Origin of the sequence: Paenibacillus alkaliterrae (genome assembly GCF_021532375.1) — a bacterium.
GTDB classification, from domain to species: domain Bacteria; phylum Bacillota; class Bacilli; order Paenibacillales; family Paenibacillaceae; genus Pristimantibacillus; species Pristimantibacillus alkaliterrae.
The window spans coordinates 28,058-50,447 of the sequence record NZ_JAKGAP010000011.1 but is presented as its reverse complement, the minus strand read 5'-3'; the positions used below and the strand labels follow the sequence as shown (position 1 = coordinate 50,447).

Sequence of the window (22,390 nt, the reverse complement as noted above, 5' to 3'; positions counted from 1 at the left end):
TTTATTATTTACCCCAAAAGTGCATCAATTGAATATGCTCCGGCACCCGTTAACGCCACTCCTATAGCAATGGCTGTCAGCACGAGATTGTATTCATAGCCGTTAGCGGTAGACCACAGCCCGTTCTGGCCGTGTACCTTTACGATGGCGACCAGCATCGTCATGACAATTAAACCTGCGGCAATTGGCGTGAGCAGTCCCGCTGCGAACAGCAGCCCGCCGATAAGCTCCATCAATCCCGCAACGACAGCCATCGCCACCCCGGGCTTAACGCCGATCGACTCCAACCAGCCCCCGGTCCCTTTTGGCCCATAGCCGCCAAACCAGCCAAACAGCTTCTGTGCGCCATGCCCTGCGAACAACAACCCGACAACTAACCGAACGATCAATAAACCCAATGCGATGCTCATTTTTAATTCCTCCATTTTTATGTTTTATATTACAATTAAGAGAATCTTTAAATTAAGATAATTGACAAGCACAGACGGTCAAATCTGACCGCCAGCGGAGCGGATTTACACAGCCGCAAGGCTACTTGTAATGCTCCTGCGCAAATTTCCCCAGCTTCTTTAACAGCCCGCTCGCTAACCGCTTCTCTTCCGGCGATAGTCCGCTCACTGCGCTCTCGATCGTGCTCGTATGTGCAGGAAATACTTCTTCAACAAACCGCTTGCCCTGCTCGGTAAGCTCTGCATAAATGAGCCGCCTATCCTCCGTTGAAGCTCTGCGCCTTACCATCTGCTTCTTCTCGAGCTTATCGACCACATACGTAATATTCCCGCTGCTCATCAGCACCTTCTCGCCAATTTGCTGCAAAGGCTGTGGTCCCTTGTGATACAACAGCTCCAGCACGCCGAATTCGGTCCGGTTCAAGCCATTCTTGCGTATATCGCGATCGGCATGAGCATTCACCCACTGGCTGGCTCTGGACAGCGCGATAAAGAGATCCAATGAATCATTTTGCGCCTTGTCTGCCACGTTTATCACTCCCCTCTGCTTGCCTCCGATATCTTAAAATCAATTATCTTAAATTTAAGATAATACATTCACCGGTCTTTGTCAACTGCTTATTGTTGCTTTAACGATGCTAATGCTTCAAAATTATCTTAAAGGTGGCGATTATTTAAAGAGTTGACCAAGGGCCGCCTGAAAGGCGGCTTTTGTCGTGTATGATATACTTAAAACGATACAATCAAAATAAATCCAACAAACGGGTGTTAATATGAAAAAAAGATTCACAATCGGCCAATTATCAAAGCTTCATCATATCCCCATCAAAACGTTAAGGTACTATGACGAAATAGGTTTGTTTAAGCCGGTTGAGGTTGATGCAGAGAACCAGTATCGCTATTACTCCATTGAACAGTTTGAGCAATTAGACATTATCCTTTATTTAAAAACGCTGGGTGTCCCTCTAAAGGAAATCAAACACCAAATTACAAATAAAAACCTTAACGAGTTAGTAGAAGCTTTTAAATTCCATAAACAGCTTACTGAACGAAAGATCAAGGAATTGGAGCGGATTAATCAACGATTTGAAAGCAGGATCAAAGAAATAGAAAGTACACGCGATGTGATGGACATTGGAGTACCTATTTTGAAAAACGTACCAAAAAGAACCATCGTTCAAGTAATGGGCAAAATACGCTCTCTATATGAATTAGAATTATCATTGAGAATGTTAAAGAAGGAGTTTCACCAAGTTTCACCGATTATTATCGGAAAGGTAGGACTTACTCTTTCGGTTACAGACATCATAAAAGGGAACTATTCCGAGTATAATTCTATTTTTATTTTATTAGAGGAGGCAGATCATTTATACACTAGCCATGAAATGATATCCGTGCTTCCGGAAGGAAAGTACGCTACTATTTATTACCGAGGGGATACGACAGAGGCAGGCCGCTATTATCAGATGGTTTTAGACTTTTTAGAAAAAGAAAACTTTTATCCGAATGGCGATTTCATCTTACGGACGATCATTGATCGATTTATTACGAATGATCCGGAAGAGTACTTAATTGAAATACAAATACCCATCCACTAATTGACCCTCCAGTAACTGGACCCTTTATCATGAAGCCATATGGATAAGAGAGGGTTGAGGAAAAATGAAAAAACCAAAGGAATTCGACGTGAGCGTTGATAAAAAGTCTCGTCGATTAGCCATTATATTCATATTAGGTGCTTTATCTGCGTTTGGTCCTTTGACCATTGATATGTATTTGCCGGCATTTCCGGCGATGACGAGCAGCTTAGGAACAACGACGACACTCGTTCAACTTAGTTTAACCGCATGTCTTCTTGGGTTAGCGTTCGGGCAAATCATTGTTGGTCCGCTTAGTGATGTGCATGGCCGCCGGAAGCCTTTAATGATTGCTTTATCTTTGTATGCATTTGCATCCATTCTATGTGCGTTTGCACCATCGATTTGGATGCTTGTTCTTTTACGTTTTATTCAAGGAGCTGCTGGAGCGGCAGGAATGGTTATTTCACGAGCTTCTGTTCGTGACATGTACTCAGGGCCCGAGATGACGAAAATTTTCTCGATGTTAGTTCTCATAATGGGAGCAGCTCCTATATTTGCTCCAGTTGCTGGAGGATTACTTCTAAACTATGTGTCATGGCGCGGGATTTTTATGGCTCTTTTTGTTTTAGGTATGCTGATGCTAGCCTTGATCATCTTCCGTTTTCCTGAAACGTTACAAGAGGAAAGACGGTCAAAAGGCGGTTTCAGCCAGACGTTAACGACATTTAAAGGGTTAGCAAGTGATCGTTTGTTTATAGGCTATGCGTTAGCTGTCGGCTTGTCTAGTGGAGCGATGTTTGCGTATATCTCAGGCTCGCCATTTGTGTTACAAGAGATTTTTCAAGTATCGCCACAGGTGTATAGCATCATTTTTGCGGTAAATGCGATGGGATTAATCATTGCATCGCAGATTACGGGTAGACTGGCTGGTCGAGTTGAAGAAAATCGGTTTCTTGTCATTGGTCTAAGTATCTTACTCGCAGGCGGCGTGCTCTTATTTAGTTTTACATTAATGGACGCAGGACTTGTACCTGTTTTGATTGCTTTATTTCTGGTTGTTTCAAGCGTCGGTTTTATTAGTTCGAGCGGAGTGGCTTTGGCCATGAATAGTCAATCCAAGAATGCGGGGAGCGCTTCTGCATTACTAGGATTAATACAGTTTGCAATTGGCGGTATGATGGCTCCATTAGTTGGTATTAATGGCAGCCAAACAGCGGTCCCAATGGGAATGGTTGTTGCCTTCTGCAGTTTATCCGCGGTCTTAGTCCATACGTTCATGATACGGAAAAAGACCTTGCCCATTCATCAACAGATTCGTATAGAAAAGAATTAAGTGATCGGTATGGAACCGTTAGAGGAGTATACGTTGCAGCTCCGCTAACGGTTTTATAATCATGTGAGTTTGCCATGCCGTTATTATGCCCGTCTTAGTTATTCTTCTAATCCTTGATAGATCGCGCTCAGCAGCCGATGGGTCATGTCGCAGCTGTACTCCCAGAACATCATACCCGCGAGTTCATTAGACTTCACATAGTCGCATTTATGCCGGATCGACTCTTCGTCCTCGTAAGATATGAGGGAGCTGCCGTTAAAAAGGAACGGAGCCCGGGCTTCCTCGTCCCAGAAACGGGTATACCCGTTTTTATCGATGTAATCGGCCGCAAGGGTGGTGAAATCCGGCCCATAACCTCCCGTGCTCCCGGCCATCTGATGGAGACCGCGATTAATGTCGGGCACCTGCTGCCAAATACGCGAATAAAATGCCGCGCCGATTACGATTTTCTCCTTAGGAACTCCCGCCCGGATAAACATGTTGATGGAAGAATCCGTACTAATGCGGAACAAATCCCCTGACGGCGTGTACAGATTTGTATGGTGCCCCGTCAATGTTTGAAATCCTCCGCGCATATCGTAGGTCATCACTTGGACAAAATCGACATACTGCTGCACAAGGTCCATTTCCGTGCCGTCTACATAATACTGATCGGCTCCCGCAGCGATTGTAAGCAAATAAGGTCTCCCATCCTGCCCGCTTTTACGATCCAATGCTTCCCGCATCGTCTTCAGAAGCAACGTGAAATTCGTCTTATCGTCAGCGCTAGACTGAATGCCTGCTGCAGAATAACAAGGATATTCCCAATCCAGATCGATGCCATCGAACGGATAATCAGTCAAAATACGAACCGCAGATTCGGCCATGCGTCCCCTTCCCTCTTCGGTTGAAGCGGCTTCGGAAAATCCGCCCGCACCCCAGCCTCCGACGGACAGCATCACATTCAAATCGGGATGGTTGCGTTTGATCTCACGCAGTACGTCTACATGCTTCATATGATCGGTACAGATCTCATCCTCCCGAACATGGCCGAACGCCACATTCAGATGAGTCAATTTCAAGAGGTCTTCCCGGGTCATGCCGGGAAGCTTGGAATCGACGGCATAACCCGCCACAATATATTTCTTCGTCATCATTTCGCTTCACTCCTGTCCGTCTGTTGCTGCCATACCCCGCAAAAAACCTGCAGCGCTTCCTTGCCTGTTCCAAGCTTGTACCCGGATTCCTTGTAACGGATTTGATCTTGTCCGTCCAGCACAAAAACGTGAGGGAAGCCCGCCTCATTGCCCGGGAAATCTGACATGAAGCTCCGAAGCGACGCAAACCCGGAATCCCGAACAATAATCGTGTCAGCCGGCAGTCCCGGATAACTGGAAAGATCGAACGTTGCAGTCGATTTATCGTCACCGACCGCTAGAATGACAGGCGCGCCGCTTGCCGTAAGAGCCTCGGCAAGCTCACGGATTTCACGAATCAAATGCTTGGACGGCTCCCGCTCCGGTTCGATCCAAGCTATAATCGCTCCGTTCGTGCCGGCCAGCTCTCCCAGCGTCTTATCGCCACCGTCCGGCAGTGTGAACGTGCTGCGCCGGTCGACGGAACCAAGCACCGGAAGGTGAAGCGGAGCCTGGCGGAATGTAAGCGGCACCTGCGTCAGTTCGCCTGCAGACACCGTAAAATAAGTGAAGCGTACAAGCGCCGTTCCGTCTTTCAGACGTATGCCCGATGTCATTCGGTAAGATCCCTGCTCGACTTCGAACGGCTCATCATACATATCGGATTTACCGTGCGGGTAGATCAGCGTTTTATAATTTCCGTTCTCCAGCCGGGCAATCGTGACATTCTCGGAATAGGAGGCCGCCGGCGCTTCTGCCGCCGTTTCGGTATCCCGCAGCAATAGCAGCTTGCCGCTGTCCTTCCGTTCCGGCTGCCGCCCGGATCCATTCTCAAATACCGCATCCTTCCAGCCGCTGTCCGCCATATATTGCGGCTTCCGTTCGCTCGGGTGCAGCCGCGCCGGGATTCCTATGCTGCGGCAGATCGCCACGAACATAATAGCGAAGGAGGTACGGTCTCCCTTCTTCAAACGGAAGGTTCCAAGCGGCGTCGCTTTGCCCTGCAAATGCGACAGATCTTCCCTGATCTCCCACTCCTTATCAAGCCGGCTGACCAGAGCAGGCGGGTTCGCTCTGAACAACGCGGATTCCGCATCGGTGAACTCGCCTTGGAAAAAACGCTTGTACGGTCCGATCATTTCATATTGTACGCGCGGACAGAGTATATACCGGACAAAGGTATCCTCCGGATAATCCCTCCGTTGAGAGAGGGAGGCGATCAGATGATCGTCCAACGTTTCACGGAACGTATCCGCCAAATCCTTCTCATTCAAGCTTTCCAGCAGCCGGAGCGGCCACTCTCCGTATTCATGCGACCGTTCCTGCAGGAAAGCGGCCATTTCGCGGCTATTTCCGCGCGCTTTGCGCAGAACGTCCCATACCCGCTCCGGCTGCAGGCCCAATATCCGGGCAAGATCCGTCGCTTGCGCTTCGTCGGCGAAGGTCTCCTCGAAGCTTTTCCGGATCTTTGTCCCTTCTTCGATACGGCCGTTGTGCCGCTCCATCTCCTTCCCGGATACCGGATCGGAAGCGTCGTCTCCCCGTTCCGGCGGCGGAACCATATCAAAGTCTGCCGTCCCTTCCTCCTGCTTCGTCCGGTTAAGAACGATTTCGAAGCGTTCACCGTCGGCAACGGTTATTTTCTCTTCCCCCCACCCGCCTGCATGCACCGCACGGATTACCAAATCGCCGAATCCTGTCTTGAACGAGGCTTCGCCCCGCTCGTTCGTCGGCAGTGCGGCGATCGGCGTTAATTCGGCCATATTGTACAGCTGGAATTGTACATGGGCGCCGTCAACCGGCCGCCCGTTCCCGTCTTTCACAACAACCGTGATCGTTCGCGCGGGCGCGTAACCGTCCAACAGATTGATCTCCGTGTACCATTCGTGGGCAAGCGTAATGTCCTCCGGCCCGGGGTAGTTCGCGGGTACCCGCGTGTTGATGAGCATCGCCCGCCGGGCGGGCGGACTGAACCATCCAAGGTTCAGACGCGGCTCCGGTTCGCATGCGCCGATGAAATACCATTGCCCATCCGCCCATGCTTCTACCCAGGCATGGTTATCGTCGCAGTGGGCCCAGCGCGGCGTATAGCACTGCCGGGCAGGAATGCCCAGACTGCGCAGCGCCGCGACCGCAAGAGTCGATTCTTCGCCGCAGCGGCCCCGCGCGGTTCTCATCATCGTCAGCGGCGAGATCGTCCGCAAATCGCTTCCAATGTAAACCGCCTTCTCGTGGCACCAATAGTTCGTCTCCAGAATCGCTTCCGCCATGGACAGATTCGCGGTGCGAGCCGCCAGTTCGTCGTACAGGATACCTCGGCAATCCTCGATATTTTCGCTATTTACCCGGTAAGGCAGCACAAAATGCAAAAACAGATGGTCCGGAACCCGCTTCCCCCAAGGCACCCGTTTGCGGATGTCCAGCGTTCGGCGGACATGGCTCAGAAATAAAGGACCGTCGTAATCGGCCAAATCATTCAAAGGCATATACGCATACAAAAATTTAAGCGCCCACGTCTCTTCTGCGGTCAATTCCTCCCGGAATATTTCGAACAGTCCGCCTATTCTGGCCTGCGCGATATGCTGTTTCTCGCGGAATTTCCGTTCGATTTGCTCCATCGACCGATCATCTAACGAGAACACAGAGGTTTGTTCGGTCATTCCTATTCACTCCTTCCACAGCTTTCCGTCTTCGCGGATATAAAAGGTCGCGCCCCCGCACGTTGACGGCGCCGAAATCTGGAACAGTCTGCCGGTCGTCTCGATCACCGGCACAATGCTCCACTGCCCGTCGCCCATTAACAGCTTCTCGTCCGTTGTAAATTGACCGCTGCTTGCAAAGTAATTGCGCTCACGGTAATAAAGCTTGCGCAATTCCCACTTGATGCGTTCATCCTGCAGCAGTTCAAACGATTCTGGACCGTCCTCATCGGCAAACACGACATATCCCCATAATTCCGGATAATGCATATTAATAATTCCCATCGGGGACCACACCCAGTTATCCTCTGGATAGGGCTTCCCCGTGTCCGGATTCAATACCTTGCGGTATTCGCCATCCTTGACCTCTGCGCGCCATTCGACGCGCGAGAAATTGACGCGCCAAAATTCGCCCTTTACCGGCGGGCGGCCTTCGGGCGCGCACTCGCGCAGGCTGGTCCAAGGCATAGCCACCTCAACGCTCCACTTTCGATTAGCCGCGCCCGGCCGATTCAACTCGCCGTCAATATGCACGGCCGTTTGGAGTCCGTTAATATCCCAGCCGTTAACCGGGGGCCCCCCGTCGCGATACGGCTTGACCAGCAGCAGATCCCATACGGTGTTCAGCGCATTGATTTCAAACTCATAATAGTGGTGCGTGTCTCCGTCAGGATCAATGAAAATTTCAAAATCGTTATCGTAAAAGATGACCGAATCCCGCTCCGTCAACGTCGCCCAAATCTGATCCTCCATCAATTCCGCCGCAAAATAGAAATAGTTATCGTCCCATAGCATTTTCGTCCGGGTTCGCTTCGCAGGCTTCGGACGGAGATCCCCTTCGATATCGACGAAATCGTCCGTCCACTCCGCTTCCGCCCAGAACGGTTTATCCACGCGGCCGTCCAGTAGGAGCGGTCCGGCCGCGCGTCTGCAAATATAAGATTTGGGAGCGAATGCAATATTCGGCTCCGGCACTCCGCTATAATTCATCTTTTTTCCTCCTAGTTTATCTTCCAGCAATATTATACTGCGCGCTCTATGTCCAAACGGCAGATTTGTTGTTATCATTAGTCTATTAACTATTAACCTCAATCAAAATACGATTCATAGAAAAACTCATCAACATCGTAAATAACAGGAGGCAGAATAAATGAATTGGAATTACTTCAAATCCAAACTATTTTTAAAATATATCTGGTCTTACTTATTCATTTTGCTTCTCCCATTAGTCCTCATTACCGTATTTATATATGAGAACGCTGTCAGCAACCTGAGGTCAGAGGTCGAACAATCTCATCTCAATCAATTAACGCAAACCAAACATATTATTGACGGCCGTATGAAAGAGCTGAGCGAAATCGCCTCCCGCGTCACCTATGACGAAAGGCTGACCCCTTATCGGGTCCGTGATCCCTATTTCGGCGGAGAAGCTATTCAAGCGCTTGATCAGTACAAAGCAACAAGCTCTATCATTGGCGAAATGTTCCTGTATTTCCACGGAGATGAGAAAATCTACTCTTCCAAGGGAATGTCGAGTCTTGACGTGTTTGCCAATAATTACAGCTTTCACAATTGGAAGCAAGCAGACTTCATCCAGGATTTGAACAGCGTCGTATTTCCATCCATGCGTCCGGCCGATCTTGTCAATCGAAACACCTACTTGCAGCAATCGATATTGGCTTATCTGGTTCCAATCACACCGAACAGCCCTAATCCGCACGGCACGGTCATGTACTTGATTCAAGAATCCGAGCTAACCGGCTTAATCGATTCGATTCTCGGCAATTTTCAAGGATTATCCTATATTTTCGATAACAACGGCCAAATTCTGACCGGTAACAGCCAAGGCGAATTCCTCACGGATGCGGAGGTCAAGTCGCTCTTTAAGCTGTCCCCGGGCATACACAGTAAAACCTTAAACGGCAAACCGCATTCCCTCGTATCTGTCAAATCCGCGGTAAACGGATGGACTTATGTGACATTGATGCCGAGCGCCCAGTTCTTCAGCAGCGTCCTGCATGTTCGCAGCTTCATCATCATGTTGTTCTGCATCGTCGTCCTTGCGGGCGCCGCGATCGCGCTCCTGCTTGCCAGAATGCAATACCAGCCCATATCCATGCTGGTGGAATTCGCGAACTCCAAATCCAATCCGGGCCGTTCGGCAAATGATTCCGTTCCGAACGGAAACGAGCTTGAGCGTATCCGGACAGCGCTGCAGGATTACAGCTCAAGGGTGGATTTGCAAGAGCCCTATGCCCGTAACCACTTTTTGTCCATGCTGCTGAAATACGGCAACGCCCGGAGCATGACGCCCGACCTCCTGGAAGCGTTCGATCTCCAATTCGACCGTTCCCGTCACTTCGTGATGGTCATCGGATGGGTCGAATTAGATGTTCATCCGGACGACAGACAAAGCCGGCAAGAAATGATCGAGCTGCTTGCCCGGATTGAGTTTCCGGAGCTGGCTGCGCATGCCTACGGCGTCGAGCTCCCGCAGCTGGACCAGCTCGCACTCATAGTCAGCTTTAACCTAGATGGCGCTATGGAGGAATTCACTCAGATCCGTCATATTGTCGAAGCGGCACGCAGCCATATGCTCGAAATGTCCGATGTGACCCCGATGATTGGCGTCGGGACCTGCTACTCGAATCCGGACCAGTTAAATCAGTCCTTTATTGAAGCTTGTTCCGCATTCGAGCTTCGTTTGTCAACCGGGCACGGTACGGTCACTTATTTCGAGAAGCTGTCTTATGCGCCGGACCAAACCTACTGGATTCCTAATAACGTGCTGTTGAAGCTTTCGCAAAGCTTGAAGCTGGGAAGCTATGATGTGGCGGCACAAATGATCAGTCCTACGATCCGAAGTTTGCAATCTTCGGAGCTTTCCACCTTGCTCATCCGCTGCATTTGCTTTGACGTTCTGAATACGATGCTGAAGACCGCATCCGAGCTCGGCATCCATAACGTTTTGCAGGAAATTGCACCAAATATGGCTTTCAATTCGTTGGATGAATTAGAACGCAGTTTTCTGAATCTGGCTTCCCGAATCTGCACGCAGGTTGAGCGTGATACGAAGAAGGAAGAACATTCACTAATGGATCAGGTAGTTGCCTACATTGACAGTCACTTTATGGATCATACGCTCAGTCTTGAGACGATATCCTTCGAGTTCGCCATCTCGCCGTCGCATATCAGCCGTTCATTCAAGGAGAAGATGGGCCAGAACTTTATTCCGTACATTTGGCAAAAAAGGCTGGAAGAGGTCATGCATCAATTGAAAACAACGAACGATCCGTTAAAGGACATCATTATACGCGTCGGCTACCTCGATACACCTAACTTTATCCGTAAATTCAAGAAGGAAACCGGGTTTACTCCGGGCCAATACCGCAAGCTGAACTCGGAAAACGGTCTGGCAGACCCGGAACCAGATCTCGAAAAAGAATAATTATATACGATGCCAATATACCCGATCATCATGAAGCATGACCGGGTATATTGGCTTTTTGAGTTCATTCAAAAGGACGGCGAAGTGTTGCTACTTACTCGATTCGTTCCAGCGATCGTATGCGCCTTGATAAAGCTCCACAATACGGTCACCGCCCATTTTTTTGATTTGGGCCGTATACGTATCCCAGTTAGAGAGCGGTTCATTGCCTGTTACGAACTTCGCTTCCATCTGAATCACATATGTGTTCAGATCGGACAACAAAGCGGTAGCTTCGGACTGCTCTTCATTCGTTAAATAAACGTTAGGGAAAGGCGCTTTGCCGATTGGAGTCAGCTTCTCCGCATTTTCCTTATCAATCCATGCGTCGAACTCGCTTCTAAGTCCTTTAGTAAGCTCGGTGTCGTTCATACCGGGGGTGAGGATACCATAGTTCGGTGTCATCGTACCGCGGTATTCTTCACGATCCACGCCGCCGGGAACCGGAAGCCATTCTTTCTCGTGCGTATCCTTGTTTTTATATTTCCACAGTAAATTCTCAGGACCTTGAGCGAACAGTGTGGCCCCTTCATAGCTGTACAGGTAGTCGATCCAACGCATTGTCGCTTCCGGTGCCGGGTTGCTGCTCGAAATGGCAAAGGTACCGTTCGCAGAAATACCGGGATGCTTGCCATAGACTGGGGATCCGGCTACTTCACTCTTCAAAGGAGTCATCATAGGGTTGTCTCCACTTGGTTCGCCGCCAAGCGTAAAGTATGGAAACCAGTCATTGAACACGGCAATTTGATTATTTTGCCCTTTGGCTTTCTTCTGATCAGCCGTCTGCGAGAATGTTTCGTGGTCGAGCAAATTGTCATTCCACAGACGATTCAAAAATGTTAAATAACCTTTGTAGCCTTCTTCTTGCGGCGTATAGTGCACTTTACCATCCTTATCGGCATAGATGACCTCATTATAAATGCCCCAGAAACCAAGGAAGAACATACGCAAATCGTCCAGCTTAACGGAAGTAAGCGGAATTTCATCCTGCTTCCCGTTGCCGTTCGGATCTTCCTCTTTGACACGCTTCAGAAAGGCATAGAACTCATCTGTTGTCTTAGGCAATTCGGTTACTCCAAGGGCTTTCAAAATCTTACCGTTATACCACATCGGGCTGCGATACCAGACCGCTGCCAAATCGATATTCGGAAGCGCATACATATGGCCGTCAGGCGTTGTAAACGACTTACGGATATCCGGATTCTCGTCAAAAATCTTTTTAAGATTAGGCGCATAACCGTTATCGATATAACCTTCAAGCGGGATAAGAACGCCCTGACTGCCGTAGGTTACTTGTTCAGCGGGCTTAAGATCCGCAGCATAGAAGATGTCCGGCAAATTGCCACTGGCAAATACCAGGTTTTTCTTGGTGGCGAAGCTGTCAATCGGCGAGTTTTGGTATTCCAGCTTGATGCCTGTCAATTTCTCCATCTCTTGAAGAACAGGCATTTTATTCCAGTCCGCTACGCCGGCGTCTTGCGACATCATTGTCAACGTAAGCGGCTCGCTAACAATCGGAAAACCTTCTTTCTTGACATCCTCAGCCGTCTTGGAAACGTCTGTTGCATTTGTACCGCCGGCAGCACCCTCGTCATTGGATGAACCGCAAGCTGCCAATAATGACACGAGCAAAGTGAGACACAACAACCATGCTGATGTTTTGCGAAGCTTTTTCATCGAATCTTCTCCCCTTTTCTTTCAATCATTTATGAGCAAGATCAGCCCTTAACGGAACCAATCATGACACCTTGCACAAAATAACGCTGAAGGAACGGATAAATCGCAATAACGGGTACGGTTGCCACGATAATGACTGCGTATTTGACCAGCGCGGCGATCTCCGCTTTGTTGTTAAGCGCCGCAGCTGACGACGCATCCATGGCTCCCCCGCCCTGAGCCGACATTTCCTGCAGAACAAGAATTTGGCGTAAGACAAGCTGCAGCGGGTATTTATCAGCATCATTTAAATAAATAAGCGCCGAGAAGTAGCTGTTCCAATTGCCTACACCGTAGAACAACCCCATAACGGCGATGATCGGCATCGACAACGGCAGAATGATCTTGATGAACAACCGCATGTTCGTGCACCCGTCGATTTGAGCGGCCTCTTGCAGCTCCTTCGGTATCGAGGACTGGAAGAACGTCCGGGATACAATGATGTTCCAGATCGAAGCGGCCGAAGGAATAATGATCGCCCACATCGTGTTCACCATGTTTAACTCTTTGACGAGCAAGTAAGTTGGCACAAGGCCGCCGCCGAAGAACATGGTCACCATGAACATGCCCATAAAAAAGTTGCGTCCCGCAAAATCTTTGCGGCTAAGCGCATAGGCTGCCGGCAGCGTTACGAACAGATTGATCAGCGTCCCCACCGCCGTATATAGGATGGTGTTGCCGTAGCCCGTCCATATACTCGAGTTCTGGAACACTCTCTCATAGCCCTCAAATGTGATCCCTTTCGGCAACAGCCACATTTCGCCCGAGCCGACCAGCTTCGGATCACTGATCGAAGCACTGATCATATACAGCACGGGATATGCCACAACAATAAAGGCTAGAAATACAAAAATATAGTTGCAAATAACGAATACTTTATCTCTGCCGGTTTCTTTTACGGCGGAAACCATAGATCTCACCCCCTTCTTCTACCACAAACTGTTCTCATTGGTGCGGCGTACAATCTGGTTCACTACAATTAACAGGATCGCGTTAACGACCGAATTGAATAAGCCGACCGCCGTCGAGAAGCTGTATTGGGCATCTACAAGCCCCGAACGATATACGAAAGTCGAAATGACGTCCGATGCTTCCATGTTCAATGGATTTTGCAGCAATAAAATTTTTTCAAATCCCACTCCAAGCAGACTCCCCATATTCAGTATCAACAGAATGGTCATCGTCGGGACAATCGTCGGAATGTTGATGTGGCGAACGCGTTGAAACCGTGATGCTCCATCGATAATCGCCGCCTCATGCTGCTGCGGATCAACGCCGGACAACGCTGCCAAATAAATAATAGTACCCCAGCCGGCGCCCTGCCACACACCCGAGAACACATACATCGTCTTGAACCAGCTCGGATCCGTCAGAAATTGCGGTGCGTTAAATCCAAGCCATTCCAGGAAGTGCGTGATGATCCCCGTTGAGGGAGACAAGAACGTAATGATCATACCAGCCATAACAACGACAGATATAAAGTGAGGCGCATACGTTACGGTCTGAACCGTCCGTTTGAAGAAGCCGTTTTTCACCTCATTAAAGGCCAGCGCCAGAATGATGGGAAGCGGAAATCCGATTGCCAATTCATACAAGCTAATACTAAGCGTGTTCCATAGCAAGTCCCAAAAGTAATAAGAATTAAAGAAACGGATAAAATGGTCGAAGCCGGCCCAAGGGCTTCCGAAGATGCCTTTGGTAGGGATAAAGTTTTTGAACGCGATTTGTATGCCGTACATCGGACCGTAATGGAAAATTAGAAAGTAGAAAAATGCAGGTGCTATAAATAGATATAGTTCCCAATTTTGCAGAACTCTCTTCCACGCTTTGTTATTGCCCTTCGCCAATCCCGGCAGCGCGCTGCCCGTTAAGATTCTTTTCGTTTCCTGCATAGTGTCACCCCCTCCTCATGAAGTTAGTTTCTTTCGTTATGCGTTCTATGCCGGAACCGGTGATTGCTAACGCTTACACAAAGCTTAGCCAATAAACGCATCAACCGTAAATATGTCATTTTGGAGGGTCGCGGAAACCGCTTACAGGCCGTGTTTTCGTTCGTATTGCCAGGTGAAATCAACATATGGACAATATGTCGTTTTTGATTCAAATCAGCTGAATGAACCCTTTTGCAAATATGACCTATCGCCCAAGACTAGGCGAATCAGCCCATTACCCAAGGTTCGTATTGAGAAAGCAAAAATAACATGTATGCGTTTCCGCCTTGAAGCATTTGTTATGTAGGCAGCGCAAATATCCCTAACTGGAAGCAAAACATTAGGGATGTCATGGACGAAATGATGCGCGTACTGCGGCCGGGAGGCATGATTATTATTTTCGAGACGATGGGTACCGGCTATGAAACGCCAAATCCGCCCGAGTTTCTAAAGCCTTACTACGACGAGCTGGTTCAAGAGTACGGCTTCTCTCATAAATGGATTCGTACGGATTACCAATTCGACAACACGCTCCAGGCGGAGCAGCTTACCCGCTTCTTCTTCAGCGATGAGCTCGCAGACCGCGTAGCCAGCCGGAAGCTTGTGCAGCTGCCCGAGTGCGCGGGCGTATGGTGGCTGCAGCTGTAAACGCGTGAGCGATTATCTCCTCTTTTGCAAGCAGCGGCAACTCTCTAATAGGCTATATAAGTTGAACTAATGTTAGCATAGTTTTTCAGGTCCTATTAAGCATGTTGACAAAATAGCTTCGCTCCTGCGAGATGAATGACGAATCTAACTGGAAAAGATCCCGCTAAACTTACTCCATCAGCGAGTAAGTGAGCTTTTGAGGGCGAATAGCGGATGGTGCGACGTATTAAAGCTAGTTTCTAGACCAAAGTTGGCTGAATGGGTTAGTTTGATCGGATTAGATCTATTTTCTAGACTAATTTGGGTGAGTGGTGGTTGCTTTAATAGAGTGTGTCTGAGACAGCTGGAGTTATTCCAGTTCGTGCTGCCGGAGCAGCCGTGAACTCGCGAGATTGATTAGTTCAACTTATATAGCTTTATTTACAAGAAACCGCCTGCTTTCATTAGGAAGCAGGCGGCGCTCTTGGTACAGTCAGCCTGTCGGCCATTAGGACTTATTCCCTCTACGCACCTTTAACAGCTTGCCCTTGACCGTCGTATTCTTCATCAGTTCGAGTACCAGCGACCCTTTGCCATTCAATATTTCGACGTCCGTGACATGATCGAGTATCGTAATGATGCCAATATCGTCCGCCGTTACCCCTTCTAATTTGGCAATCGTCCCTACAAAGTCGACCGCACGGAACTTCTTCTTCTTCCCGCCATTGAAGTTAAGCTTCATAATCTGCTTATTAAGCTGCTCCCGCTTATCTTTCTTTAGGATCGGCCCGATTTGCAGCTTCCGTTCAAACGGCTCCCTCCCCGCCTCGACAGCCGCTTCAGACGGAGCCGTAACGCGCGGAATCGCAAAACCGATATAACCTTCAATATCGGATAACCGCCTGCTATCCTTGGAAGTCACGAAGGTAATCGCTTTGCCCGATTGCCCTGCCCGGCCCGTTCGCCCCGTGCGATGCACGTAGCTTTCCTTCTCCAGCGGGATGTCATAATTAATAACATGCGTAATATTGGTAATGTCAATGCCCCTGGCCGCTACATCGGTTGCGATTAAATAGCGGAATTGGCCTCTCCGAAAAGCATTCATCACCTCGAAGCGCTCATATTGCTCCATCCCGCCATGTATCCGATCGCAAGGATAATCGAGCTCCGCCAGCTCTCTGAATACATAATCGACATTTTCCTGCGTCCGGCAAAAAATAATGCAGCTGTCCGGATTTTCGACGGTCAGTACATTTTGCAGCAAGCTCAGCTTATCCGATTCCTTCACTTCAATGAGCGCATGCTCGATCGCAGCTGTCGTTAATCCGGCTGCTTTCATCGCAATATGGACGGGCAAGTCCAAATATTGATCTGCCAGCTTCGCCACATCCTGCGGAAATGTAGCCGAGAACAGCATCGTTACACGATCGACCGGCAGCTCCTTCATAATGGCCTGCACCTGCTCGATAAAGCCCATGTTCAGCATTTCGTCCGCTTCATCGATCACGACATATTTGATGCGCTCCAGAGCGAGCGTTCCCCGCTCGATATGATCCAGCACGCGGCCCGGCGTTCCCACCACCATATGGGTACGCTGCTTCAGCTCGGCCTTCTGCATATGGAAGGGGGACTTTCCGAACACGGCCGTCGCTTTAATCCGTTTAAAGCGCCCGATATTCGTAATGTCCTCATTGACCTGGACAGCAAGCTCTCTTGTCGGCGTCAAAATTAATGCCTGCGGCTTATTCTCGTTCCAGTCGACAAGCTCGCATAACGGAATGCCATACGCGGCCGTCTTGCCGCTGCCCGTTTGCGATTTGACGACGAGATCCCGCTTCTCGAGCGCCACGGGAATCACCTCGCTTTGCACCTCGGTCGGATTCTCGTAGCCCAAGCTTTCCAGCGCTCTTTCTATTTCCTCACTTAATCCATATTGGTTAAATTGCTTCTCGCTCATCGATAAACCTCTTCCGTTTCATATTCGTACATCCTCCATTATACCCGAAAAGGCTTCGCGGCTAGCGGTACTACATAAAGTGAGTACTAGTTGCACTCCTAACGGGCTATTATAATACAAGACATACCAACAAGAAAGGCAAGTGAATGCAATGGTCCGTTTAAACGTCACGCGAGTCGGATTTCTAATGGGCGTTTCCCTGCTGCTTGCAGCCATCATTTATTTTTTCGCAGCCAATTGGAACGGTCTCGGCCGTGCCGATAAAATTCTCGCCTCCGCAGGCATGATCGTCCTGTTTTACGGCGTATCCTTCCTATTTTCCAAGATGAAATTTATGCTCGGGCATCATTCGTTTCTATCCGCCATTTTTCTCGTCGGCGGCTGTATTTCATTCGGCGCTTCGGTCGCACTGCTCAATCAAATTTATAATTCCCATGCCGATACGTACGAGCTGTTCCTCGTCTGGTCCATTCCTGCGCTGCTGTTTGCTATAATAACGCGCTACAACCCGTTTTATCTATTAACGTATGCTCTCATTCATTTGACCTTGTGGCAATACTTCTTTCCTTCCTCCTTATCTTTCATGCACAGCGAGGAGCGGCTTCTATGGATTGGCGGTTTATTCGCTGCGATTAATCTGATTCTGTTCCTTGTTGCGGAGAACAACTGGCTGCGGTCAGCGCCGGTCAAGACAGCAAGCTTTGTTCTATTCCATGTCTCGTTGCTAATCTTATCGACAACGTTTCAGAATAACGTATATGACGCAACAATGAATATCGCAAGCAGTGCCGCCATTCTTATTGGATTTTATTATTTTATCCGTGTACGTTTGGACAAAATCATGCTGACCCTAAATGCGCTGGCCGCCTCCGCTTTTGCGGTCATCCGATTTATCGAGCTCATGTCGGAGCATGCGTCTACAACTTTCTTCATTCTGGGGCTTGTGTTCGTCGCTCTATTGCTTACCGGCAATGTGTTTTTCTTCCGTTATTTAAACAAGCTCGGCAATAACCCGTCCTCTACGGAAGAAAATGCTGCGGATTTGCAATCCGAGGAGAAGAAGAGCGTGGTCGTCAGCAAAATCGCATCGACCATCGTGACGGTAATTGGCGTCCTCATCGGCAGCATCTCCTTAATCGGCCTCGTATTTATGGCCTCGGGAGAAATCGAGCCTCAGCATACGCTTTATGCCGTGTCTCTGTTGTTCGTCATTCCCGCTATCCTGCTGCCGCGCCTGAATCCGGCTATTCGGTATACGGTGCTGATGATCGGCTATGCGGCTGGAATGGTGTCCATCGTCTGGATCGACATGACGGCCTTATCGGTTATGTTCCTTCTTCTGACTGTCGGAGGATGGTTTCGGTTAGACGGACGTGCTCAGCAACTATTCATTTATACGCTTATTAACGGCAATATCGCAATTATTTTGTTCCAGCTTTTCCAATCGGTGCAGCATGCCGCTGCGTTTATTGTGTTAATTCTTGCGACGCTGAACGCTGTCATCTATGCCGGCCGCCTCCTGCTGCGTGAAGGCTCTTTGCGGCAGCATGTGCGGGAGGGCGGACTGTTCTTTACTCTGCTGTTCTTATTATGGCTTACTTTTATGGACGATATTTTTCCGCATTCGAATACATGGTTCAACATCATCAACTTCATCGTCGTTACGGGAATGACTTTCGTATTCGTCCGCCGCAGCCAAGCTTTAGAAGCCGCAGTAAGCTTCACGTTCTGGTTCGTTTATATCGCTTTCAAGTACTACGATCTGCTGTGGACGCTCATGCATAAATCGATCACGCTTGCTCTCCTAGGCACTGTCTTTATTGCAGCAACCTATATTTACGCCTATCGGGCACGGGCGGGCGAGCCAGCCGAAGCAGCAGGGTTTCAGCCATATATGCGAAAAAGCTCACTCTGGATCGCAATCGTCATTGCGCTTCAGCTGAGCTATATCGGTTACCATACGGCAGCAAGCGAATCCTTATTGGCAAATGGAGCCCAGGTCAAGCTGCAGATTGAGCCGCTGGATCCAAGATCGCTCCTGCAGGGCGACTATGTCACGCTTAATTATAGTATCTCTACGCCTCCGGCTGCGGTTATGACTGAACTCGAGTCGCGCCCGGGCCTAAGCCGCGTCAAGGTGGTGCTTCGTCCGGACGCTTCCGGCGTGTATGTTTTCGATCGCTTGTATAAGAACGGCGACAAGCTGGCCGTTCAGGAGATCCTTATAAATGGAACCGTAAGCGGCTGGTCAAGCATTTACTACGGCATAGAAACCTACTTCGTACCGGAGGGCACCGGCACAGAGACCGAACAAAACGCCCGCTTCGCCTATGTCAAAGTAGGTAAAAACGGAGATGCGCTGCTCGAGCGATTGAGCATTCAATAAGCAAATCGGGACCGGTGCCTCAAACGAGCAACACCGGTCCCGATCTTTTTAGCCTGATTAATTCGCGATTTTGCTAAGCTCCGGGTAGTCCTCCAAATATCCGTTGCGGTCCAGCTCGACAAGCGCCTTGCGGATGCTTTGCTCGTTCTCCCCGGACTGGTCGGACAGCTGGAGCAGTTCGGCAATCGTAATATTCCTATGCTCCTTGCAGTAGGTGAGCAACCCTTTGGCCGCCCATGACAACCGGTCATCCTGGAATTCCCCGATCATTTTGCGGAACAATTTATGTGGAATGAGATGCTCGTCGACGAGAGCCTGCATCGCTTTGATCGCTTGCTTCGTTGTCATCCGGCCTTTGCTTGCGACCTCGTTAATCGTTAGTGAAGCGGAATCAGCGGTGCTTGAGCTGAGTACGATATAAATCATCTGCGAATAAATATCCAAGTTAGGTTTGAAAAAGATTTCCGTTGAAACCGTGAAATTGCGAATATTGCCTGCTATAAGTTCATTGGTCATCATCATGTTCTCCTTTCCATATGGTTTATACTATAATAAATGTTCGGATAAGGGGATTCAATTTAGGCTTTATGAGAATTTTATAACAAAACTCGCAAGCGCGCGTATAAAGCACCATCTAAGAGAAAGAGCAAGGCCTATTGCAATGCGTCCGGATCGGATGCTTGCTCTGTATCGATATAGCGGTACCGCTCTAAATTCACGCGCCCGGCTTCATCCGTTTCGACGCCCTCATTGTTCAAATAGAACGACTGCATAAAGCGGGCTTCCTCCTCTTGCAACGCGATTTCGCCTTTTGCATTAACGACCCGATGCCAGGGCAGGCTATGTACAGCGCTTAGCGAGTGAAGAATCCGAACCACCTGTCTCGCACCTCTCGGGCTTCCCGCCTGTGCCGCGATTTGCCCGTAGGTCATTACATTGCCCTCAGGAATTGCTTTTATAATCTCAATTACTCGCTTTGTAAATGGCTGCATAAGGTCACCTGCTTTCTATTTCCGAGTATACAATAAATCTCCGATCATTATTTTTTCGAAATGTATAAATTTCTTATTTCATTTTGCACCAAACGATGTAGAATAGAAACAATGGGTTTAGATCCGTTTTTGTCATTTTCGCTAATGCTCTTAGCCCCCGCTACAGTCACAAGTAGTCTGTCGCATCTGATCGAACGTCTTAACGGAAAACTATGTGAAAAGTGTAACAATCTCTTGGGGTTTAGCTGAATCTTTAGCGGCTGACACGATTGAGACCATAACTTACTTTTAAATTTACGTAAAGGGGGACATTCTCTTATGTCACAACTATCTGCCGAGCAAGAAGTAGCGGTGAGCATTGCCGAGCAAAAACAAACGCTGGACATTCTTGATCAACTAATGAAGCCAGAGGTTCAACAGTCCTTGACTGTGCTGGTGGACAATTTGCCGAAGTTGGCCGAGATGGTCACGCTTATGACGAAGGCTTACGATTTTGCTCAAAACATCGCAACGGATAAAGTACTTATCAACGATTTCGCCCAAGGTATCGGTGAATTCGTCAAGCCGGTTCAGGAGAAAGCAAAAGGCATCGCTACAGCTGCAATAGAAGCAGGCGAGCGCTCGCAAGAGGCTGCTGGTTCAACGGTTGGCCTGTTCGCCATGCTGAAAATGCTGAAGGATCCGGAAGTTCAAAAAACGCTCCGTTTCGCGCAAGCGTTCCTGAATGTGTTAGCTGAACGGAAAAACGAAAAAGCATAATAACGGAACACCCATAGAACGAATGGAGGATAAACATGTCGAAGCAAATTTTAATTCTGGGCGGCGGATATGGCGGCGTTCTTACCGCTATGACGGCACGCAAGCACCTAACGCCAGCTGAAGCGGCAATCACAATCGTGAACCGTTTCCCTACCCACCAAATCATTACTGAGCTGCACCGGCTTGCAGGCGGCACGATTTCAGAAGGAGCCGTTTCGCTTCCGCTTAACAAGCTTCTCGGCGATAAAAAGATCAATATCATCGTTGACTCGGTTAAAGAAATTAAGCCGAACGATAAGCAAGTCGTTTTGGCTGGCGGCCAAATACAGAAGTATGATTCTCTGGTCGTAGCTCTTGGCAGTGAAACGAACTACTTCGGGATCCCGGGCCTGGAAGAGAACAGCCTGGTCCTAAAATCCGTTGCGGATGCCAACAAAATTCGCGCGCATGTCGAAAGTCGGCTGGACGCTTACAAAAAATCGGGCAACAAAGCTGACGCAACGATCGTTGTCGGCGGCGGAGGTTTGACCGGCGTCGAGCTTGTCGGCGAATTCGCCGATAAATTGCCTGAGGTTTGCCGCAGCAAAGGTATCGACTTCAATGATGTGGCGCTATATTGCGTTGAAGCAGGACCTGCCGTTCTGCCAATCTTCCCTAAAAATCTGATTGAGCGCGCAGTAGCAAGCCTTGAGAAACGCGGCGTAAACTTTATTACTGGCGTTGCCATTACGGAAGCGACGAAAAATTCCGTTTCCCTGAAAGACGGACGCACAATCGAGTCCAGCACGATTATTTGGACAGGCGGCGTTAAAGGCAACCCGGTTGTCGGCAGCAGCGGCCTTGCTGAAGACCGCGGCCGTTCTACCGTTACTTCCACTCTGCAATCGACTTCGCATCCGGATGTATTCCTAGCCGGCGATTGCGCAGTCGTATTCCCGGAGGGCGGCGATCGTCCATACCCTCCAACGGCTCAGCTTGCTTGGCAAATGGGTGAAACAGTCGGCTGCAACCTGGCGGCTCAAATCAAGGGCGGCGCGATGGATAAGTTTGTGCCGGTATTCTCCGGTACGCTCGGAAGTCTCGGCCGCAAAGACGCGGTCGGCACAATCGGCGGCAACGCTACACAGCTGAAGGGCCTGCCTGCGACGCTTATGAAGGAAGCGAGCAACGTTCGTTACCTGTCGCATATTCACGGTCTATTCGCGCTTGCATACTAAGCTATATGGAAAAGAGGAGAACAGACTGCAGACTGCCCTCCTCTTTTTTTTCTAGTGGCCTTTCTAGAGCTTGATCAACCATATTCTTGTGCTCCCTTAATCACATACGATTATGTTTAATGCAACAGTAACTTCTGATGAA

At 49.1% G+C, this 22,390-nt stretch carries 18 protein-coding genes; 7 read left to right on the top strand and 11 right to left on the bottom strand.

Annotated features, from left to right (window positions below):
- Positions 1 to 8: 8 nt before the first annotated feature.
- Together L1N85_RS06610 and L1N85_RS06605 are read right to left on the bottom strand one after the other, a co-directional pair.
- The gene (locus L1N85_RS06610; RefSeq protein ID WP_235236315.1) at positions 9 to 410 is read right to left on the bottom strand and encodes a DoxX family protein; all 402 of its coding nucleotides are present in this window, start codon (positions 408 to 410) and stop codon (positions 9 to 11) included.
- A 121-nt stretch (positions 411 to 531) separates the two neighbouring features.
- Positions 532 to 978 carry a MarR family winged helix-turn-helix transcriptional regulator gene (locus tag L1N85_RS06605; RefSeq protein WP_235236313.1) on the bottom strand — a complete coding sequence of 149 codons (447 nt, stop codon included), beginning with the start codon at positions 976 to 978 and terminating at the stop codon, positions 532 to 534.
- 244 nt (positions 979 to 1,222) lie between these two features.
- Between L1N85_RS06605 and L1N85_RS06600 the strand changes: the two genes are divergently transcribed.
- Positions 1,223 to 2,047 (top strand): MerR family transcriptional regulator, encoded by an 825-nt coding sequence (locus L1N85_RS06600; protein WP_235236311.1) that lies wholly within the window; start codon positions 1,223 to 1,225, stop codon positions 2,045 to 2,047.
- A gap of 64 nt (positions 2,048 to 2,111) precedes the next feature.
- A complete protein-coding gene (locus tag L1N85_RS06595) occupies positions 2,112 to 3,362 on the top strand; it encodes a multidrug effflux MFS transporter (RefSeq protein WP_235236309.1) in 1,251 nt (416 codons plus the stop codon).
- Positions 3,363 to 3,460: 98 nt separating this feature from the next.
- On the opposite strand, the gene L1N85_RS06590 is transcribed toward L1N85_RS06595, so the two are convergent.
- From L1N85_RS06590 to L1N85_RS06580, 3 genes are read right to left on the bottom strand one after another with little or no spacing between them, the layout of a single operon-like run.
- Positions 3,461 to 4,495, bottom strand: coding sequence for a glycoside hydrolase family 18 protein (locus L1N85_RS06590; protein WP_235236525.1), 1,035 nt, complete (start codon positions 4,493 to 4,495; stop codon positions 3,461 to 3,463).
- Positions 4,495 to 7,137: a transglutaminase domain-containing protein gene (locus L1N85_RS06585; RefSeq protein ID WP_235236307.1), complete on the bottom strand. Its 2,643-nt coding sequence runs from the start codon at positions 7,135 to 7,137 to the stop codon at positions 4,495 to 4,497. Before L1N85_RS06585 ends, L1N85_RS06590 begins: the two co-directional genes overlap by 1 nt.
- 6 nt (positions 7,138 to 7,143) lie before the next feature.
- Complete coding sequence (locus L1N85_RS06580) at positions 7,144 to 8,166, bottom strand: carbohydrate-binding family 9-like protein (protein ID WP_235236305.1); 1,023 nt, start codon at positions 8,164 to 8,166, stop codon at positions 7,144 to 7,146.
- A 160-nt stretch (positions 8,167 to 8,326) separates the two neighbouring features.
- On the opposite strand from L1N85_RS06580, the gene L1N85_RS06575 reads away from it, so the two are divergent.
- Positions 8,327 to 10,624 (top strand): helix-turn-helix domain-containing protein, encoded by a 2,298-nt coding sequence (locus tag L1N85_RS06575; RefSeq protein WP_235236302.1) that lies wholly within the window; start codon positions 8,327 to 8,329, stop codon positions 10,622 to 10,624.
- A gap of 90 nt (positions 10,625 to 10,714) precedes the next feature.
- Here the strand turns inward: L1N85_RS06575 and L1N85_RS06570 are convergent, their stop codons facing one another.
- Genes L1N85_RS06570 through L1N85_RS06560 form a run of 3 tightly spaced genes read right to left on the bottom strand, consistent with a single transcriptional unit; the run spans position 10,715 to position 14,271 of the window.
- Entirely contained in the window at positions 10,715 to 12,340 is a 1,626-nt protein-coding gene (locus L1N85_RS06570; RefSeq protein WP_235236300.1) for an extracellular solute-binding protein, read from the bottom strand.
- A gap of 41 nt (positions 12,341 to 12,381) precedes the next feature.
- Positions 12,382 to 13,290, bottom strand: a complete 909-nt coding sequence (locus L1N85_RS06565; RefSeq protein WP_235236298.1) for a carbohydrate ABC transporter permease — start codon at positions 13,288 to 13,290, stop codon at positions 12,382 to 12,384.
- A gap of 18 nt (positions 13,291 to 13,308) precedes the next feature.
- Positions 13,309 to 14,271, bottom strand: a complete 963-nt coding sequence (locus L1N85_RS06560; RefSeq protein ID WP_235236296.1) for an ABC transporter permease — start codon at positions 14,269 to 14,271, stop codon at positions 13,309 to 13,311.
- A gap of 390 nt (positions 14,272 to 14,661) precedes the next feature.
- Here L1N85_RS06560 and L1N85_RS06555 point away from each other — a divergent pair, with 390 nt between their 5' ends.
- Complete coding sequence (locus L1N85_RS06555; protein WP_235236294.1) at positions 14,662 to 14,958, top strand: class I SAM-dependent methyltransferase; 297 nt, start codon at positions 14,662 to 14,664, stop codon at positions 14,956 to 14,958.
- A 487-nt stretch (positions 14,959 to 15,445) separates the two neighbouring features.
- Here L1N85_RS06555 and L1N85_RS06550 read toward each other — a convergent pair whose 3' ends face one another.
- The gene (locus L1N85_RS06550) at positions 15,446 to 16,894 is read right to left on the bottom strand and encodes a DEAD/DEAH box helicase (protein WP_235236291.1); all 1,449 of its coding nucleotides are present in this window, start codon (positions 16,892 to 16,894) and stop codon (positions 15,446 to 15,448) included.
- A gap of 151 nt (positions 16,895 to 17,045) precedes the next feature.
- On the opposite strand from L1N85_RS06550, the gene L1N85_RS06545 reads away from it, so the two are divergent.
- On the top strand, positions 17,046 to 19,280 hold the full coding sequence (locus L1N85_RS06545) for a GDYXXLXY domain-containing protein (RefSeq protein ID WP_235236289.1): 2,235 nt from the start codon (positions 17,046 to 17,048) through the stop codon (positions 19,278 to 19,280).
- A 57-nt stretch (positions 19,281 to 19,337) separates the two neighbouring features.
- Here the strand turns inward: L1N85_RS06545 and L1N85_RS06540 are convergent, their stop codons facing one another.
- Positions 19,338 to 19,796 (bottom strand): hypothetical protein, encoded by a 459-nt coding sequence (locus tag L1N85_RS06540; RefSeq protein WP_235236287.1) that lies wholly within the window; start codon positions 19,794 to 19,796, stop codon positions 19,338 to 19,340.
- A gap of 137 nt (positions 19,797 to 19,933) precedes the next feature.
- Positions 19,934 to 20,272, bottom strand: a complete 339-nt coding sequence (locus L1N85_RS06535; RefSeq protein ID WP_235236285.1) for an MGMT family protein — start codon at positions 20,270 to 20,272, stop codon at positions 19,934 to 19,936.
- A 318-nt stretch (positions 20,273 to 20,590) separates the two neighbouring features.
- Between L1N85_RS06535 and L1N85_RS06530 the strand changes: the two genes are divergently transcribed.
- Entirely contained in the window at positions 20,591 to 21,031 is a 441-nt protein-coding gene (locus L1N85_RS06530; protein ID WP_235236283.1) for a DUF1641 domain-containing protein, read from the top strand.
- A 35-nt stretch (positions 21,032 to 21,066) separates the two neighbouring features.
- Complete coding sequence (locus tag L1N85_RS06525; protein ID WP_235236281.1) at positions 21,067 to 22,248, top strand: NAD(P)/FAD-dependent oxidoreductase; 1,182 nt, start codon at positions 21,067 to 21,069, stop codon at positions 22,246 to 22,248.
- The last annotated feature ends 142 nt before the right edge of the window (positions 22,249 to 22,390 follow it).